This window comes from Pseudomonas sp. AA-38, from assembly GCF_029457475.1.
In the GTDB taxonomy this organism is placed as follows: Bacteria; Pseudomonadota; Gammaproteobacteria; order Pseudomonadales; family Pseudomonadaceae; genus Aquipseudomonas.
This window is the reverse complement of sequence record NZ_CP120359.1, coordinates 4719850-4737508: the sequence shown is the minus strand read 5'-3', so window position 1 is coordinate 4737508 and position 17659 is coordinate 4719850. Positions and strand designations below refer to the sequence as shown.

Annotated in this window: 14 protein-coding genes; 5 read left to right on the top strand and 9 right to left on the bottom strand. The window is 64.8% G+C overall.

Annotated elements, in window-relative coordinates; genetic code table 11:
- Window positions 1–253: 253 nt before the first annotated feature.
- From PVE35_RS21805 to PVE35_RS21795, 3 genes are all read left to right on the top strand, one after another.
- The gene (locus tag PVE35_RS21805) at window positions 254–3547 is read left to right on the top strand and encodes a transglutaminase family protein (RefSeq protein WP_268179173.1); all 3294 of its coding nucleotides are present in this window, start codon (window positions 254–256) and stop codon (window positions 3545–3547) included.
- A 116-nt stretch (window positions 3548–3663) separates the two neighbouring features.
- Window positions 3664–6150 (top strand): circularly permuted type 2 ATP-grasp protein, encoded by a 2487-nt coding sequence (locus PVE35_RS21800; RefSeq protein WP_268179172.1) that lies wholly within the window; start codon window positions 3664–3666, stop codon window positions 6148–6150.
- A complete protein-coding gene (locus PVE35_RS21795; RefSeq protein ID WP_268179171.1) occupies window positions 6147–7040 on the top strand; it encodes a transglutaminase family protein in 894 nt (297 codons plus the stop codon). The genes PVE35_RS21800 and PVE35_RS21795 overlap by 4 nt, the downstream gene beginning before the upstream one ends.
- A 40-nt stretch (window positions 7041–7080) precedes the next feature.
- Here the strand turns inward: PVE35_RS21795 and azu are convergent, their stop codons facing one another.
- The 8 genes from azu to PVE35_RS21755 all read right to left on the bottom strand — a co-directional run bounded on the left by azu (window position 7081) and on the right by PVE35_RS21755 (window position 13941).
- Window positions 7081–7530: an azurin gene (azu, locus tag PVE35_RS21790; protein WP_268179170.1), complete on the bottom strand. Its 450-nt coding sequence runs from the start codon at window positions 7528–7530 to the stop codon at window positions 7081–7083.
- A 387-nt stretch (window positions 7531–7917) separates the two neighbouring features.
- A complete protein-coding gene (locus tag PVE35_RS21785) occupies window positions 7918–8856 on the bottom strand; it encodes a DUF808 domain-containing protein (protein WP_268179169.1) in 939 nt (312 codons plus the stop codon).
- Between the two features lie 101 nt (window positions 8857–8957).
- Complete coding sequence (locus PVE35_RS21780; protein ID WP_277372955.1) at window positions 8958–9545, bottom strand: TIGR00730 family Rossman fold protein; 588 nt, start codon at window positions 9543–9545, stop codon at window positions 8958–8960.
- A 1111-nt stretch (window positions 9546–10656) separates the two neighbouring features.
- Window positions 10657–11229 carry a HupE/UreJ family protein gene (locus tag PVE35_RS21775; protein WP_277372954.1) on the bottom strand — a complete coding sequence of 191 codons (573 nt, stop codon included), beginning with the start codon at window positions 11227–11229 and terminating at the stop codon, window positions 10657–10659.
- A 69-nt stretch (window positions 11230–11298) separates the two neighbouring features.
- On the bottom strand, window positions 11299–11913 hold the full coding sequence (gene ureG / locus PVE35_RS21770) for an urease accessory protein UreG (RefSeq protein ID WP_277372953.1): 615 nt from the start codon (window positions 11911–11913) through the stop codon (window positions 11299–11301).
- 15 nt (window positions 11914–11928) lie between these two features.
- Window positions 11929–12603, bottom strand: coding sequence for an urease accessory UreF family protein (locus tag PVE35_RS21765; RefSeq protein WP_268179165.1), 675 nt, complete (start codon window positions 12601–12603; stop codon window positions 11929–11931).
- Window positions 12604–12640: 37 nt separating this feature from the next.
- The gene (gene ureE, locus PVE35_RS21760) at window positions 12641–13141 is read right to left on the bottom strand and encodes an urease accessory protein UreE (RefSeq protein WP_277372952.1); all 501 of its coding nucleotides are present in this window, start codon (window positions 13139–13141) and stop codon (window positions 12641–12643) included.
- A 164-nt stretch (window positions 13142–13305) separates the two neighbouring features.
- Window positions 13306–13941, bottom strand: coding sequence for a TetR family transcriptional regulator (locus PVE35_RS21755; protein ID WP_268179163.1), 636 nt, complete (start codon window positions 13939–13941; stop codon window positions 13306–13308).
- Between the two features lie 148 nt (window positions 13942–14089).
- Here PVE35_RS21755 and PVE35_RS21750 point away from each other — a divergent pair, with 148 nt between their 5' ends.
- A complete protein-coding gene (locus tag PVE35_RS21750) occupies window positions 14090–15169 on the top strand; it encodes an iron-sulfur cluster-binding domain-containing protein (RefSeq protein WP_277372951.1) in 1080 nt (359 codons plus the stop codon).
- Window positions 15127–16248, top strand: coding sequence for a fatty acid desaturase (locus PVE35_RS21745; protein WP_277372950.1), 1122 nt, complete (start codon window positions 15127–15129; stop codon window positions 16246–16248). Before PVE35_RS21750 ends, PVE35_RS21745 begins: the two co-directional genes overlap by 43 nt.
- Before the next feature lie 1018 nt (window positions 16249–17266).
- Here PVE35_RS21745 and PVE35_RS21740 read toward each other — a convergent pair.
- Complete coding sequence (locus PVE35_RS21740) at window positions 17267–17599, bottom strand: hypothetical protein (protein WP_277372949.1); 333 nt, start codon at window positions 17597–17599, stop codon at window positions 17267–17269.
- Between the last annotated feature and the right edge of the window lie 60 nt (window positions 17600–17659).

Sequence of the window (17659 nt, the reverse complement as noted above, 5' to 3'; positions counted from 1 at the left end):
GCGTTAAAAACAGGCTCAAAATGCTCATTTACAGCTCGTAAACTCCGCTTTTTCGCCTGTTTTCGTCTTGCGCTGACTGCCTCGCTTACGTTTTTAGAGGCGCCCGTTATTGGTGCGTCAACGCGGCTCTGGTGCGCACCTGGCTCCTTGCTGGTGCGTTGAGGTTATGATTGCGCCTGATTGAGTCGTGCCCCGCGCTCTGGCATAAGTCTTGCGCTGCACGGAGCATCGTCCAGGCTAGCAGGAGGCCGCCGTGTCGATTCATGTCGCGCTGCACCATGTTACCCACTACCGCTACGACCGCGCGGTCAACCTTGGCCCACAGGTAGTGCGCCTGCGCCCGGCACCGCACAGCCGCACACGTATCCTCTCCTACGCACTGAAGGTCGAACCGGGTCAGCACTTCGTCAACTGGCAGCAGGATCCGCAGGGCAACTACCTGGCGCGTCTGGTCTTTCCGGAAAAGACCCGCGAGTTCAAGGTCGAGGTGGATCTGGTCGCCGAGATGGCGGTGTTCAACCCCTTCGACTTCTTCCTCGAGCCCTACGCCGAGCGCATTCCCTTCGCCTACACCGAAGGCGAGCAGCGTGAGCTGGCGCCCTACCTGGTCAAGCTGCCGGCGACGCCATTGTTCGCCAAGTACCTGGCCGGCATTTCCCGCGAGCCGAAGCCCAGCGTCGATTTTCTTGTCGAGCTGAACCAGCGTCTGTCCAGCGACATCCGCTACCTGATTCGCATGGAGCCGGGCGTGCAGACGCCCGAGCAGTCGCTGGAGCTGGCTTCCGGCTCGTGCCGCGACTCGGCCTGGCTGCTGGTGCAGTTGCTGCGTCACCTGGGCCTGGCCGCGCGTTTCGTTTCCGGCTACCTGATCCAGCTCACCGCCGACGTCAAAGCCCTCGACGGGCCCAGCGGCACCGACAAGGATTTCACCGATCTGCACGCCTGGTGCGAGGTGTACCTGCCCGGCGCCGGCTGGATCGGCCTCGATCCTACCAGCGGCTTGTTTGCCGGTGAGGGCCATATCCCCCTGGCCTGCAGCCCGGAGCCGTCCTCGGCGGCGCCGATCACCGGCGGCCTGGACGAATGCGAGGTGGAATTCGAGCACCTGATGAGCGTCGAGCGTGTGTGGGAGGCGCCGCGCGTCACCAAACCTTACAGCGAGGCGCAGTGGCAGGCGATCCTGGCCCTGGGACGGCAGATCGACGATGACCTGAGCAAGCATGACGTGCGCCTGACCATGGGCGGCGAACCGACCTTCGTCGCCCTCGACTATCCCGATGACGACGAGTGGAACACCGCCGCGCTGGGGCCGAACAAGCGGCACCTGGCCGCCGACCTGTTCCATCGCCTGCGTGAGCATTACGCGCCGCATGCGCTGGTGCATTTCGGCCAGGGCAAGTGGTACCCGGGTGAGCAGTTGCCGCGCTGGTCACTGAACTGCTTCTGGCGTCGCGATGGCGAACCGCTGTGGCACGACCCCAGGCTGCTGGCCGACGAGAAGCGCGGTTACGGCGCCACCGCCGAAACCGCCGCGCGCTTTCTCGCCAGCCTGGCCGCACGGTTGGGAGTGGATGGCGACAACGTCTTCCCGGCTTATGAGGACTGGTTCTACTACCTGTGGCGTGAGCGCAAATTGCCGGACAACGTCACCCCGGACGACCCGCGCCTGAGCGACCCGCTGGAGCGCGAGCGCCTGCGCAAGGTGTTCGATCAGGGCCTCGACGCCGTGGTTGGCCACGTGCTGCCGCTGGCGCGCCAGGTGGTGGGCGAGGGCTGGCAGAGCGGGCGCTGGTTCCTGCGTGACGAGCATTGCCGGCTGCTGCCGGGCGATTCGCCGTTGGGCTACCGCCTGCCGCTGGATTCGCTGCCCTGGGTCAGCCAGACCGACTACCCCTATATCAATCCGCTCGACCCCAGCCAGGCGCTGCCACCGCTGCCCAGCCCGGCGCAGATCCAGCGCCAGGTGCGTGGGGTCTGGCGTGGCGCCAACGCCAACGTGCAGAGTACACGCCCTGCCAGCGGGCAGTCTGCAGCGGGCATCGTGCGTACCGCGCTGTGCGCCGAGCCGCGCGAGGGCCGTCTGTATCTGTTCATGCCGCCGCTGAGCCATCTCGAAGACTATCTGGAGCTGGTCGCGGCCATTGAGACGGTGGCTGCCGAGCTGAACTGCCCGGTGCTGCTGGAAGGCTACGAGCCACCGCTGGATCCGCGCCTGCTGCACTTTCGCGTTACTCCCGACCCCGGCGTGATCGAGGTGAACATCCATCCGGCTGCAAACTGGGACGAACTGGTGGAGCGCTGCGAATTCCTCTACGAGGCCGCGCGCCAATCACGCCTGTCCAGCGAGAAGTTCATGATCGACGGACGCCATACCGGCACCGGCGGTGGCAACCACTTCGTCCTCGGTGGCGCGACGCCCAGCGACTCACCCTTCCTGCGTCGCCCCGACCTGTTGCGCAGCCTGATCAGCTACTGGCACAACCATCCGTCGCTGTCCTACCTGTTCAGCGGCCTGTTTATCGGCCCGACATCGCAGGCGCCGCGTGTGGATGAAGCGCGCAACGATGCCTTGTACGAACTGGAAATCGCCTTCGCGCAGATGCCCGAGCCGGGTCGCGATTGCCCGCCCTGGCTGGTCGACCGCTTGCTGCGTAACCTGCTGGTGGACGTCACCGGCAACACTCACCGCGCCGAGTTCTGCATCGACAAGCTGTACTCGCCGGATTCGGCCACTGGTCGCCTCGGCTTGCTGGAACTGCGTGCCTTCGAGATGCCGCCGCATGCGCAGATGAGCCTGGCTCAGCAACTGCTGCTACGTGCACTGATCGCGCGTTTCTGGCAGGAGCCCTACCGCCCGGCCAAGCTGGTGCGCTGGGGCACCGAACTGCACGACCGCTTCCTGCTGCCGCATTTCGTCGAGCAGGATTTCGCCGACGTGCTGCAGGAGCTGGGCAGTTTCGGCTATCGCCTGCGTAGCGAGTGGTTCGCGCCGCACCTGGAGTTCCGTTTCCCCAAGGCTGGCGATTTCGCCGTCAAGGGTATCGACCTGGAGCTGCGCCAGGCGCTGGAGCCCTGGCATGTGCTGGGCGAGGAGGGGGCCGTCGGCGGCACGGTGCGCTACGTCGACTCGTCACTGGAACGCATGCAGGTGAAGGTGGGCGGCATGGCGCCGGATCGCTACGTGCTCACCTGCAACGGCGTGCCGGTGCCACTGCGGCCCACCGGCAAGGTCGGCGAGTTCGTCGGTGGCGTGCGCTTCCGCGCCTGGCAACCGGCCAGTTGCCTGCAGCCGACCATCGGCGTGCATGCGCCGCTGGTGTTCGATCTGGTCGACACCTGGATGCAGCGCTCGTTGGGCGGTTGCCAGTACCATGTGGCGCATCCCGGCGGGCGCAACTACGACAGCCTGCCGGTCAACGCCTACGAGGCCGAGAGCCGGCGCCTGGCGCGCTTCTTCCGCCTGGGCCACAGCCCGGGCAAGCGCCCGGCCCTGCAGCCGATAGACAATAATGAGTTGCCGATGACCCTGGATTTGCGGCGCGTCTGACCACATGTTGCGCACATGAATGTCGGTTGCCGCGATCAGTTCCCTCGCCTCTCTGGGGAAAGGGCTAGGGAGAGGGGAGCGTCAAGCCGTACCGCCTTGCCACTGCCGAGCCTGCCATGCACGACCTGCTAGCCGATTACCCGCCTACTGCCGGGGCCTACCACGAACTGCTCGACGGCAAGGGCAACGTGCGCCCGCACTGGCGGCGCTTCTACGAACAGCTAGCGCGCAGCCGCCCGGAGCAGTTGGCCCAGCGTGAAGCCATGCTGACGCGGCAGATTCAGGAGAACGGCGTCACCTACAACGTCTATGCCGACCCCGAGGGGGCCGACCGACCCTGGGAACTCGACCTGCTGCCCAACCTGATCCCGCTCGACGAGTGGCAACAGATCGCCGCCGGCGTGGCGCAGCGCGCGACCCTGCTCAACCGCGTGCTGGCCGATCTCTATGGCCCGCAGAAGCTGATCGCCGAAGGACTGCTGCCCACCGAACTGGTGTTCGGCCACAACAACTTCCTCTGGCCCTGTCAGGGCATGCAGGCTCCGGGCGGCACCTGGCTGCACCTGTACGCGGTGGATCTGGCCCGCGCACCGGACGGCCGCTGGTGGGTCACCGCCGACCGCACGCAGGCGCCGTCCGGCGCCGGTTATGCGCTGGAGAACCGGCAGATCGTCTCGCGCGCCTTCCCCGAGCTGTACCGCGACCTGCGTGTGCAGCACCTGGGCAACTTCTTCCGCACCCTGCAGGACACCCTGGCGCGCCAGGCGCCGAGCGGTGGCGAGACGCCGCTGGTGGTGCTGCTCACGCCGGGGCGTTTCAACGAAAGCTATTTCGAGCACCTGTACCTGGCGCGTCAGCTCGGTTACCCGCTGGTGGAAGGCAGCGACCTGACCGTGCGCGACGCCACCCTCTACCTCAAGACCCTGGCCGGCCTGCGCCGCGTGCATGCGGTGCTGCGCCGTCTCGACGACGACTATTGCGACCCGCTGGAGCTGCGCACCGACTCCGCCCTCGGCGTACCCGGCCTGCTCGAAGCGGTGCGCCGTGGCCGCGTGCTGGTGGCCAACGCCCTGGGCAGCGGCGTGCTCGAGTCGCCCGGCCTGCCCGGCTTCCTGCCGGCGATCAGCGAACACCTGCTGGGCGAGGAACTGCTGCTGCCGTCCATCGCCAGTTGGTGGTGCGGTGAGCCGCCGGTACTGGAAGAGGCGCTGGAAAAACTCGACCAGTTACTGGTGCGCCCGGCCTTCCCCTCGCAGAGCTTCACCCCGGTATTCGGTCGCGACCTGGACGAAGCGCAGCGGGCCAAGCTGGCCGCACGCCTCAGGCAGCGCCCCTACGCCTATGTGGCGCAGGCGCGGGCCAAGCTGTCGCAGGCGCCGGTGTGGGATGGCAGCGGCCTGCAGCCGCGCGCCATTGGCATGCGCGTGTTCGCTGTGGCCAGCAGCGAGGGCTACCGGGTGATGGTCGGTGGCCTGACCCGCGTGGCGGGCGAAGCCGATGCCGAAGTGGTGTCGATGCAGCGTGGCGGGGCGAGCAAGGACACCTGGGTGCTCGGCACCCGCAACAGTAGCGGCGAGCCCTGGCACACTCCGCGCACCCTGGGCAGCGCCGACCTGGTACGCAGCGACCCCTTCCTGCCGTCACGGGTGGTGGAAAACCTGTTCTGGTTCGGCCGTTACGCCGAGCGTTGCGAAGACAGCGCGCGCCTGCTGCGCATCATGCTGGCGCGCTATGTCGATGACGACGACGACCCGCAGGCACTGCAGAGCGCCCTGGCCCTGGCGCAGAGCCTGGGGCTGCTGGCCGATCCGGATGAAGGTGAACTGGAGGCACGCCTGCTGCAAGCCTTGCTCGGCAGCGACTGGCCAGCCAGCCTGCGCGCCAACCTGCAACGCCTGCAGTGGGCCGCCGGCAGCGTGCGCGGCAAGCTGTCCCAGGCCAACTGGCAGGCATTGGTGGAGCTGCAGCGCGAGGCGCAACTGCTCGAGGGGCAGCCGGCCGACTTTGGTGAACTGCTGGACTTTCTCAACCGCATGCTGATGTCGCTGGCGGCGCTGTCGGGGTTCGCCCTGGACGACATGACCCGCGACGATGGTTGGCGCTTCCTCATGCTCGGGCGTTACGTCGAGCGCCTGCAGTTTCTCTGCGACAGCTTCGCCGGCTTCCTGCGCAGCAGTTCGGCCACCGACCAGTCGGCGCTGGAGTGGCTGCTGGAGCTGGGTAACAGCAGCATCACCTACCGCACCCGCTACCTGGCCTCGGCACAACTGATTCCGGTGCTCGATCTGCTGTTGCTGGACGATCAGAACCCGCATGCCGTGATGTTCCAGCTACGCACCTTGTTGCGCTCCCTGCAGGGGATCAACGAGCGTTTCGAGCTGCCGGTCGAACGCTACCTGGTCTATCTCGAACAGCAGCTCGCCGCCTTCAACCTGAACAGCCTGGAGAGCCCGTTGTTCGGCCCGGGCAGCACCCGTGCCGTGCTCGAAGGCCTCGCCGACCTGCTGGGCGCCATCAGTGAGGCTGCCGGTACGGCCTCCGATCACCTGGGGTTGCGTTTCTTCGCCCACGTCGATGTCAGCCAGCGGACGCAATCCTCATGAGCAGCGCCTCGTATCAGATCCTTCACGACACCCATTACCGTTATTCGGCGCCGGTTTCCCTGGCCCAGCAACTGGCCCACCTGTGGCCGCGCGAATGTCCCTGGCAGCGTTGCCATGAACGGGAGCTGCGCATCGACCCGCAGCCCTGCCAGCGCCGTGATGGCCTGGACGTGTTCGGCAATCCGCTGACGCGCCTGGTGTTCGAGCGCCCGCACGAGGCGCTCAGCGTCAGTGCGCGGCTGCGGGTCGAGGTGCTGGCGCGCCCGCCGCTGGAGCTGGAGGACTCGCCCGCCTGGGAGGCGGCCTGTGCCGCACTCAGCTACGCGGGCCAGCCCATGGAGGCGGCGCTGCTGGAGGCGGCGCGTTATCGCTTCGAGTCGCCCTACGTGCGCCTCAAGCAGGTGTTCGCCGACTATGGCGACGATTGCTTCACGCCGGGGCGACCGCTGCTGGAGGCGGGCCAGGCGCTGATGCAGAAGATCTTCGACGAATTCAGCTTCGACGCCGGTGCCACCCAGGTGGCGACGCCCCTGCTGCAGGTGCTGGAGGAAAAGCGCGGGGTCTGCCAGGACTTCGCCCATCTGATGCTTGCCTGCCTGCGCTCGCGCGGCCTGGCGGCGCGTTACGTCAGCGGCTACCTGCTGACCCAGCCGCCTCCCGGTCAGCCACGCCTGATCGGTGCCGATGCCTCGCATGCCTGGGTGTCGCTGTATTGTCCGCGTCAGGGGTGGGTGGATTTCGATCCGACCAACAACGTGCGTCCGGCGCTGGAACACATCACCCTGGCCTGGGGCCGGGATTTCGCCGATGTATCGCCGCTGCGCGGGGTGATCCTGGGAGGTGGCAGCCACGACCCGGAAGTGCAGGTCACGGTATTGCCGCTTGGGTAGGCGGGATCAAGGGCCTCGCTCGAGGCCCTTGCCGGAGGGCTCAGTCGACCAGCTTCACGCTGCCTTTCATCAGTGAGTAGTGGCCAGGGAAGGAGCAGAAGAAGCTGTAGTCTTCGCCGGCTGCCAGTTTGCTCACGTCGAAGGTCACCGAAGTGCTTTCGCCACCGCCGATCAGGTCGGTATGGGCGATCACGCGCCCGTCGCCGGCCTTGATGTAGTTGGCGGCAGGGCCGGCACCGATACCGTCGCTGGCGATGCCGGGCATGTCGGCGGTCTTGCTCAGTACCCAGTTGTGCCCCATGGCGGTCTTGGGCAGGGAGCCTACGTGCTTGAGATTGACGGTAAAGGTCTTGCAGCTCTTGCTGATGGAGATGGCTTGGGTGTTGTAAGTCATCTGGTCGGTGGATTCGACATCCACCGCGCATTCGGCAGCGAGAAGCGGAGTGCTGGCCAGGCCTAGCACAGCCAGCAGAGCAAATTTACGCAACATCTTTGAAGCCTCCAGATTCTGAGTTTCCGGTCAGGTCTGGACAGGTTCGCACAGCTCGATACCTTCGAGGATGCGACCGAACGCCACGTCTGGTTATCCCGAAAATCTGTGGATAACTCTGTCGATAAGCTCTGGGAGGCTCTTCCAGAGCGCTATTTCTTGGGCTTTTTGGGCGCTTGGTCAGGTTTTGCCCAGGGCTCCTGTGCCGAGTGAAAAGTCCTTTGTAATGAATCGATTGGCCGGCCATGAAGGGGCTGAGTGGCGTGCGGCCGTGCTGCTGTGGCTTATCCCCGAAACCTGTGGGGCAAGCTGTGGATAAGCCTGGGGAAAGTGCGTGCCGGCCGCGCCTGGCAGAGGGCGCGACCGGTTGCTCGAAAAATGTTCGCCTCAGTTGGTCTGGGAAGGGCGCAGCCTTTGCCATAGGCGCGTGGCAAGGCTGACCAGTGGCACGCTGAGCAGACCCACGACTATGCCCAGCAGGGCATTGAGCAGGGCGGGTACCGCCAGCGAAAGCAGGTGCCCGGCATCCTCGGCGACCCACTCGGCTGCAAGGTGCACGGCGCTGTCCACGGCCGGCAGGCCATGGCTGAGAATGCCACCACCGACCAGAAACATTGCCGCCGTGCCGACCACCGAGAGCGTCTTCATCAGCCAGGGCGCGAATGCCAGAATGCCGCGCCCACAGGCCTGAGCGAAGGCACTGCCGCGCTGGCTGAGGTAGAGCCCGGCGTCGTCCAGCTTGACGATGCCGGCCACCAGTCCATAAACGCCAAGGGTCATGACCAGGGCGATGCCGCTGAGTACCAGCACCTGATTGAGAAAGCTGGCGGTGGCGACGGTGCCCAGGGTGATGGTGATGATCTCCGCCGAGAGAATGAAATCGGTGCGCACCGCACCACGGATCTTGTCGCGCTCGAAGGCCACCAGATCCACTTCGGGGTTGGCCAGGGCTTGCCTGTGCGCCTGTTTCTCCTCATCAGCGTCGTGACGATGCAGCAGCTTGTGCAGGAGTTTCTCGGCGCCTTCGTAGCAGAGGAACAGGCCGCCGAGCATCAACAGTGGCACCACCAGCCAGGGGGCGATGGCGCTGATCAGCAGCGCTGCCGGCACCAGGATCGCCTTGTTGATCAGCGAACCCTTGGCCACCGCCCAGACCACCGGCAGTTCACGGTCGGCACGCACGCCTGTGACCTGCTGGGCATTGAGCGCCAGGTCATCACCGAGCACGCCAGCGGTCTTGCGCGCGGCGATCTTGGTCATGGTGGCGACATCGTCGAGTACCGTGCTGATGTCGTCGATCAGGGCGAGCAGGCTGCTTCCGGCCATTGTCGGGCTTCCGTGTTGAAGAAAGAGGCAGAGCCTAGCATCCTCGGCCACGGCAGTACCGCGCCGTGCGTCGAAAGCCGGCATTGATTCACGTGCTGGGTTCAGGCCGGCGTTCTGTCCACCCACTTGGGTGCCACGGTCGGCTGCCAGGCCGCTAGGGCGTCGATCAGGCTGTGTGGCGAGTCGGCTATTTGCAGCATCTCGCGGTGCTGCGCGCGGACGAAGCGCTCGGCTACCAGATGGTCGAGGAAGTCGCCGAGCTTGGCGTAGAAGCCATTCACTTCCAGCAGGCCGAGCGGTTTGGCGTGATAGCCGAGCTGGCCCCAGGTCCATACCTCGAACAGCTCTTCCAGGGTGCCGAGGCCGCCGGGCAGGGCGATGAAGGCGTCGGCCAGTTCTGCCATGCGCGCCTTGCGTGCGTGCATGCCATCGACCACTTCCAGGTGGGTCAGGCCGCGATGACCGATCTCGGCGCGCTCCAGGCTTTGCGGAATGATGCCGATGACTTCGCCGCCGGCATTCAGCGCCGCATCGGCCACCACTCCCATCAGGCCGACCGCACCTCCGCCATAGATCAGGCGCAGGCCGCGCTCGGCGAGGTGCTGGCCGAGCGCTTCGGCGGCCTCGCGATAAACCGGGCTGGCACCAGGGCTGGCGCCACAGAAAACACAGATGCTGCGCAGGGACATGCCGCGACTCCTCGACGGAAAAGGGCCAAGGTTAGCGAGTCGCCGCGTTGTCACCAAGGGGAACAGGCCGTGGAAAAACGTAGGCGAGGCAGCCAGTGCAAGGCAAAAACAGCCGAAAAAGCGCAGTTTACGTGTTGTAAATGAGCATTTTGACTGGGCTCGCACGCGAGGCTGTTTTTAACGCAGCAATGGCAACGTAGGTAGTTTTTCAACGGCCTGTTAGTGGCGGGTATCGATACCACAGGCGGCGCAGGCGTAGCTGGCGAGCAATTGGCGTAGATCGTCGAGGGACATGGCAAGGCTTCCTTATCTGGCGGTAGTCAGAAGGCTAGCCGGGATGCCGTTGGGTTGCCCTTAGATTGTTTCGATCAGGGTCATAGGAGTAGCCAGAAGGTTTGCTTCTTCTAGCTAGGGGGGAAGTCAGGCTTGGGCAACCGGACTGGCAAGTTTGTGTGCTTTTGCCCGTCAAAAGTGACTCGCCCAGGAGGGCGAAACCAAAAACATCAGCAAAAACACGGCAATTCGGAACAGGCATTAAACCCCCGAAACAACCGGAAACCCAACACACAAACTTGCCAGTCCGGCATCAAACCAAGCATTCCCCTCAAAATCTGAATAAGTTTTCCCCGGTAGCTGTGGGCAATCTTGTGGATAAGCTGGTAGTTCCTTTATGAAGCACCGAAATCCTGCCCCCTGGCAAAGGCTGGGCAATCTTTGATCAGGGCATAAAATCCTTTGTTCACAAGGGCTTGACATTTTATTCGGAGATCGCGCCAGGGGCGCCGAGTTTTCCCCGAAAACTGTGGGTCTTCTTGTGGATAAGCTCTTGAAGGCAGCCGTAAGGCCAGGTGATTAGCGGGTTTGAGGTGGTTGGCGGATTAATGAGCAGGTGCACAAGAGCGTGCGCGAGGCTGGCGGGAGGGGCCATTCACGGCGCAGAGGGACATGCGTCGTGCAGGTTATCCTCAGATTCTGTGCATGCCTCTGTGAGTTATCTGGGGATAACCAGGTTTGGGCAAGAGAGCATGGGGATATCCCGAGCTGGCGAACATTCATGCAGCCAGAGGCGAAGTTCGTCCGCCTCCTCGGGGCAGAGGCGGACGGCAGGGACTCAACTGGCCAGCAGCCAGACGCCGGTCAGTGCCGAGGCGGCGCCAGCGATGCGCACCAGCGGTGCGGCTGCCTGGGGCAGGAAGCGCACCAGGGCGTAGCCGAAGGCGTGCAGGGCGGCGGTGGCGATGACGAAGCCAGCGGCATAGCCCAGCGGGCTGGCCAAGTCCGGTAGTTCCAGGCCATGGGCAACACCGTGGGTGAGAGCGAACAGGGCAGTCAGGGCAATGGACAGGATCATCGGCAGGCGCGCGGCTACCGCCACCAGCAGACCGAAGGCCAGCACCGAGCCGGCGATGCCGGTTTCCATCAGCGGAATCTCCACCCCGGAGAAACCCAGCAGGCCGCCGATGAGCATGGTGCCGACGAAGGTCAGCGGCAGTGCCCAGCGTGCTGCGCCGTTTTGCTGTGCGGCCCACAGGCCGACGGCGAGCATCGCCAGCAGGTGATCCAGACCGAATACCGGGTGGGCCAGGCCGGAGAGCAGGCCCGATTCGCCATGGCCGGGGTGGGCGAAGGCCAGCGCTGGGGTGCAGAACAGGGCGATGGCGGAAAGGGTTTTGCGCAGATTCATATAGGTCTCCTTGACTCAATGGGTAAGGAGAGAGGCGGCCCTCTCTCCCGCAGGCGGGACAGGGGAGGTTCAGGCCGCGGTCAGCATGCCCTGGCGTTCGATGAAGGCGATGATCTCGTCGAGACCCTGGCCGACCTTCTGGTTGCTGAAGACGAAGGGCTTTTCGCCGCGCATCTTCAGGGTGTCGCGTTCCATCACCTCCAGCGAGGCGCCAACCATGGGCGCCAGGTCGATCTTGTTGATCACCAACAGGTCGGACTTGCAGATGCCCGGCCCACCTTTGCGCGGCAGCTTGTCGCCGGCGGCGACGTCGATCACGTAGAGGGTCAGGTCGGAGAGTTCCGGGCTGAAGGTGGCCGAGAGGTTGTCGCCGCCGGATTCGACGATGATCAGATCCAGGCCGGGGAAGCGCCGGTTGAGCTGCTCCACCGCCTCCAGGTTGATCGAGGCGTCCTCGCGGATGGCGGTATGCGGGCAGCCGCCGGTTTCCACACCGATGATGCGCTCGGGCTCCAGGGCTTCGTTGTGCACCAGGAACTGGGCGTCTTCCTGGGTGTAGATGTCGTTGGTGACCACGGCGATGTTGTAGCGCTCGCGCAGGGCGCGGCACAGCGCCAGGGTCAGGGCGGTCTTGCCGGAACCGACCGGGCCGCCGATGCCGACACGCAGGGGTTGGCTGTTCATTTGCTTTGTTCCTCGTCAGGAGCGGAAGAGACGTGAGTACTGGCGCTCGTGCGCCATGCTCGCCAGGGCCAGGCCGAAGGCGGCGCTGCCCCAGTGTTCGGGAGAGAGTTCGGCGGCCTGTCGCTGGGCAGCATCGAGCTGCGGCAGCAGGCGGCTGGTCAGGCGCTGGGCGGCCTGTTGGCCCATGGGCAGCACTTTCATCAGCACGGCGAGCTGGTTTTCCAACCAGCCCCAGAGCCAGGCGGCCAGGGCGTCGTCCGGGCGGATCTGCCAGGCGCGCGCAGCCAATGCCCAGGCCATGGCCAGGCCGGGTTCGTCCTGGCTCGCCAGCAGTTTGCGGGCGGCTTCGTCCAGCTCCGGCAAACCCTCTAGCAACTGTCTGAGCGAGTAGCCCATCTGCCGGCTTTCCAGTGCCAGCTCGCGGGTTTCGCGGCTGGCGCGGTGCTGCTCGGCGAGTTGTTGCAGTTGGCTCCAGTCACCCTCTACCGCTGCTCGGCAATGGGCCAGCAGCAACGGGGCCTCGAAGCGCGAGAGGTTCAGCGACAACTGGTCGCTCAGCCAGCGCTCGGCGCTTTCGGCATCCTTGATCAGGCCGCTATCGATGGCCCATTCCAGGCCCTGCGAGTAGCTGTAGCCGCCAATGGGGAGCTGCGGGCTGGCCAGGCGCAACAGGGCCCAGGCCGGTTTCACGCGCCGGCCTCGGCGAATGCAGTCGACATGGCCTTGCTCACTTGCGCACCCCGAACTGGTGCAGGCGTGGGCCGTAGTTGAACTCGGCCTCGCCATGATGGGAGTGGTGGTGACCGCCGCCATAGGCACCCTGTTCGGGCTGATAGGGGGCCTCGATGGCCTCGACCGTCGCGCCGAGCTGTTCGAGCATGGCCTTGAGCACGTAGTCGTCGGGCAGGCGCAGCCAGCCATCGCCCAGTTGCAGGGCGACATGGCGGTTACCCAGGTGATAGGCGGCGCGCATCAGCTCGAAGGGGCTGGCGCAGGTGACGTGCAACAAGGGTTCGGCCTTGGCGCGCACGCGCACCACACGGCCGTCCTGCGCTTGCAGGCAGTCGCCATCGGCCAGGGCCGGCTGGCCACGTTCGAGAAACAGGCCGACCTCTTCGCCGGCAGTGGTGAAACAGCGCAGGCGGCTCTTGCTGCGGGCCTCGAAGGTCAGTTCCAGTTCGGCGTCACAGGTGTTCTGTGGTGCGATGCGGCTGTGGATTACCAGCATGTGTATCGATTCCGGGGCAGTGTGCCCGCAAATAGTGCAAGGGCCTTGCCAATGCGCCTGAGCACTGCATGCAGGCGCTTGCAGGCGATACTTCCGGAAGCTGTCGGGGTGGATAGGTTTTATTTGGTGCGCGCGCTGGCTTGTCGGCACCCTTTTGGTGCAATTCAGCTATCTGGCTTGCCCAGTCCCAGCCAGTGCTTGCCGCCGATCATGATGAAGCGCAACTGCTGGATGACCTTGGCTTCGGCGGTGAGGTGCGCAGGGAGCGTGGCCGCCGGTGGGTCGATCAGTTCGGGCAGGGTGGCGAACACGGTCTTGACCACCAGGTCGGAGATCACCTCCAGCGCGGCCTGATCTAGCTGCGGCATGCGACTCATCAGCTTGAGGTCGGCGGCCAGGTCGCTGGTGATGCGCTCGCGCAGGGCGGCGATGGCCTGGCGCACGGGCTGCGAGCCGCCGTACTGCTCGCGAGCGAGGAAGAGGAACTGGGCGTGGTTGTTGGCCACCTCGGCGAGGAAGATGCGCACCGAGGCATCGATCATGCCGCGCACCTCGAACTCATGGCGGCGCACCTGGCGAATGGCGGCGCGGAAGGTTTCGCCGACTTCCGCCACCAGGGCCAGGCCCAGTTCGTCCATATCGGCGAAGTGGCGGTAGAACCCGGTGGGCACGATGCCGGCCAGGCGGGTGACCTCGCGCAGGCTCAGGCTGCCGAAGCCGCGTCCACTCTCCATCAGGGTGAGAGCTGCGTGCATCAGGGCCTGGCGGGTCTGCTGCTTCTGTTCGGCGCGTGGTGTCATGCGAGTGGGATCAGGGAACGATGCCGCACTCTAGCAAATGAGGTTGGGCAGCGTCGAACCATGCGGGGCACTTCAGTGAACGACTGTTGACTCGTTTTGAGTTGACTGCCAGCATTGTGAACAGTCGTTCACTGAAAAGAGTCGCTGCATGCCCATCCTGTCGCTTTCCCTGGCCCGGCACCTAGTGCCAGCCCTGCAGCCTTTACGCGCGCTGTGCCGACGCGGCTGGCTACGCGAGGCCGATGTCGATCTGTTGCTGCGCTTGCTGCATCCCGCGTTGCGGGTACAGCGGGTGTTCGCCCGGGTCGCGGCGCGCCGTTGGGTGGCCGAGGACATGCTGGCGCTGACCCTGCGCTGCAATGGCAATGAGCGCGGCTGGCGTGCGGGGCAGCACGTGCAGGTCTACCTCGAACAGGAGGGTGTGCGTCATGGCCGCAGCTACAGCCTCACGGCGGTCAGCGCCGATGGCCGTGTCGAACTGGCGATCAAGCGCCAGCCGGGTGGGCGTCTATCTACTGTCTTGCTCGATCATCTTGAGGTGGGGCAGCTACTGGAACTGGCGCCGGCCTTCGGCGAATTGCAGTGGCCGAATGACGGGCGGCCGGTGTTACTGGCCGCTGCCGGCAGTGGCATTACGCCGTTGCTGGGGTTGCTGCGTGAGGCCTTGGCGCAAGGCTTCGCAGCGCCGATAACGCTGCTGCATCAGGTGCGCCGTCCTGGCCAGCGGGCTTTCGTCGAGGAACTGCAGGGGCTGGCCGAGCGGCATCGCAATCTGCACCTGCGTTGGGTCATCAGTGGCGAACCGGGCGGGCGCATCACTCGTGATCAACTGGATGAGTTGCCGGGCGAACACCTGGTCACCTGTGGCCCGCGCGGTTTCGTCGAGCAACTGCAAGGCTGGTGGAAGCGTGGCGGCACCCTGCAGGTGGAGAGCTTTAGCCCACCCGAACCGCTCACCGTGGATGAACGGCGCGAGGTGCGCCTGCGCTTCGCCCGCAGCGGCCAGCAGGTGCCGGGCAACAATCAGGGCAGCCTGCTGGAGCAGGCCGAGGCCAGTGGTTTGCGCCCGGCTCACGGCTGCCGCCAGGGCATCTGCGCCAGTTGCACCTGCACCCTGCTCAGCGGCGCGGTGCGTGACCTGCGCAGTGGCGCGCTGTTCGCCGAGCCTAACCAGCCCATTCGTTTGTGTGTCAGTGTCCCGCATGGGGATGTGGAGATCGATCTGTGAGTGCCCGTCTTGATCGCGAACTGAGCCCTGCCGAACTGGAGGCCTTCGGCGCCGAGCTGGACGCCCTGCGCCAGCGCACCCTGGCCGACCTGGGCGAGGCCGATGCGCGTTACATTCGCCGTGTACGCGCTGCCGTGCGCCTGTGCTGCTGGAGCGGCCGGGTGTTGTTGATGCTGGGCTGGTTCCCGCCCACCTGGTTGCTCGGCACTTTGCTGCTGGGCCTGGGCAAGATCCTCGAGAATATGGAGCTGGGCCATAACGTCATGCATGGCCAGTACGACTGGATGAACGACCCGGAATTTGCCGGGCGCCAGTACGAGTGGGATATCGTCGGCCCCGCCGATTTCTGGCGGCACACGCACAACCATGTGCACCACACCTACACCAACGTGCTGGGCATGGATGACGATGTCGGCTATGGCGTGGTGCGCTTGTTCCCCGAACAACGCTGGAAGCCCTTCTACCGCTGGCAGCCACTGTGGGTGACGATCCAGGCGCTGCTGTTCCAGTACGCCGTGGCCATCCAGCACCTACGCCTGGACAAGCTGATCAAGGGGCGTATCAGCCAGGACGAGGTGCGTCCACTGGCTCGCCAGTTCGGTGCCAAGCTGGCACGGCAGTGGGGCAAGGATTATCTGTTCTTCCCCTTGCTGGCGCTGTTGCTCGGCGCCAATGCCCTGGCCGTGCTGGCGGGCAATCTGCTGGCCAACCTGCTGCGTAACCTGTGGACCTTTCTGGTGATCTTCTGTGGTCACTTCACCGAGAAGGCGGCGGTATTCGCGCCCGAAGTGCTGGAGGGTGAGACGCGCGGTCACTGGTATCTGCGCCAGTTGCGCGGTTCGAGCAACCTGTCTGGTGGGCCGCTGCTGCATATCCTCACTGGCAACCTCAGCCATCAGATCGAGCATCACCTGTTCCCCGATCTGCCGGCGCGGCGTTATGCCGAGCTGGCGCGCGAGGTGCGGCGCATCGCCGAGCGTTATGGGCAGCATTACAACTGTGGAACCTTGTGGGGGCAGTTTCGGACGGTGTTGCGGCGTATCTGGATCTATCGGCTGCCGCCGGTTGTTATGAGTTGAGGTGAGGGCTTCGGAACGTGGAGTGGTGGTCTTGAGGTTGGACTGGCAAGTTTGTGTGTTGGTTTCGGTTGTTTTCGGTGTTCAAGGGCTGCCTATCGGCGTTCTGCTGATGTCTCCCGTTTCGCCCCCCGGCGACCTTCTTTTGTCAAGCGCCACAAAAGAAGGCAAAAAGGCTTGGCCCCGCCATCCGAGCTAGGCGCCCCCGCCCTGCTACGCTGGGGTTCGTGACTCGCTTCGCTCGCCCTTCGGGCCAGCCTTCGGCTGTTACTTCGCTTCGCTACGTCTCGTTCCATCGCCGCTCCGAGGGTCAGCGTACATGGGCCATCCCTGGCCCATTACGCCTCTCGCAGCATCCATGCTGCTCGCCCCTCTGCGCAACGATTCCACTCACCCTCCTGAAGGGGCCATTCGCGCGCCTGAACGAACCGGCATTCCAAAGAATGCTCGACGTGTTCTGGTAACAGTGGAACCCAAACGTGGCTGTCGAATTAAACCAATAGTTTCATTCGAGCAGTTTCATTCGCCTGGATAGCTTGCCGGCCTTCAGCCGGCATCTCGGTCAGCCCTACGGCTGACCTCATATTCACGCACTCCACACTACGTCTGAGTTACCGCAGGTTCAGGCGCGTGCAGAGCCCGCCCAGGAGGGCGAACGGAATCGTCGTGGAAGAGGTTGAGCGGCATGGATGCCGCGAGAGCCGCGATGGGCCAGGGATGGCCCACCGCGGCGGGCCTCTGGAGCGACGATGGAGTGAGCGAACCCTGGCGCAGCCAGGGCCGGATGACCGGGCGGAGGGTTTTGGTTACTTTTGCCCTACAAAAGTGACTCGCCCGGGAGGGCGAAACCAGAAACATCAGCAAAAACGCGGCAATCCGGAACGGGCATTAAGAGGCCCCGAAACAACCGCAAACCCAACACACAAACTTGCCAGTCCAGTATCAACCAACCCTACATCAAATCCGAATAACCAAAGAAAAGCCCGGCGTGCGCCGGGCTTGGGGCTATCGCTGAGTTGCTTCAGACGTGCTGAGCACCAGGGGTACGCTCATAGCCGTCCTCGGCTAGCTGCACATGCTGCGCGCCGGGGGTACGCTCGTAGCCGTCTTCGGCGAGCTGCACATGCTGGGCGCCAGGGGTACGCTCATAGCCATCTTCTGCCAGCTTGAAGCGCTGCTGGCCGGGCGTGCGCTCGGAGCCGTTCTCCGCTAGCGGGGTGAGTGGTTGATCTTGCTGGATCTGGCTGTCCTGATGCTCACCCACCAGCGGGAAGGGTGCATTGCTCGGCAGGGCGAAAGCAGTGGAGGTCAGCAGGGTCAGAGCCAGGGCGGTCAGGGTCAGTCGAGTTTTCATGTCCGTGCCTCCGTTGGGCGTGATTCGTGTCTACGGAAGTAATTGTCCTAGCTGACCGCT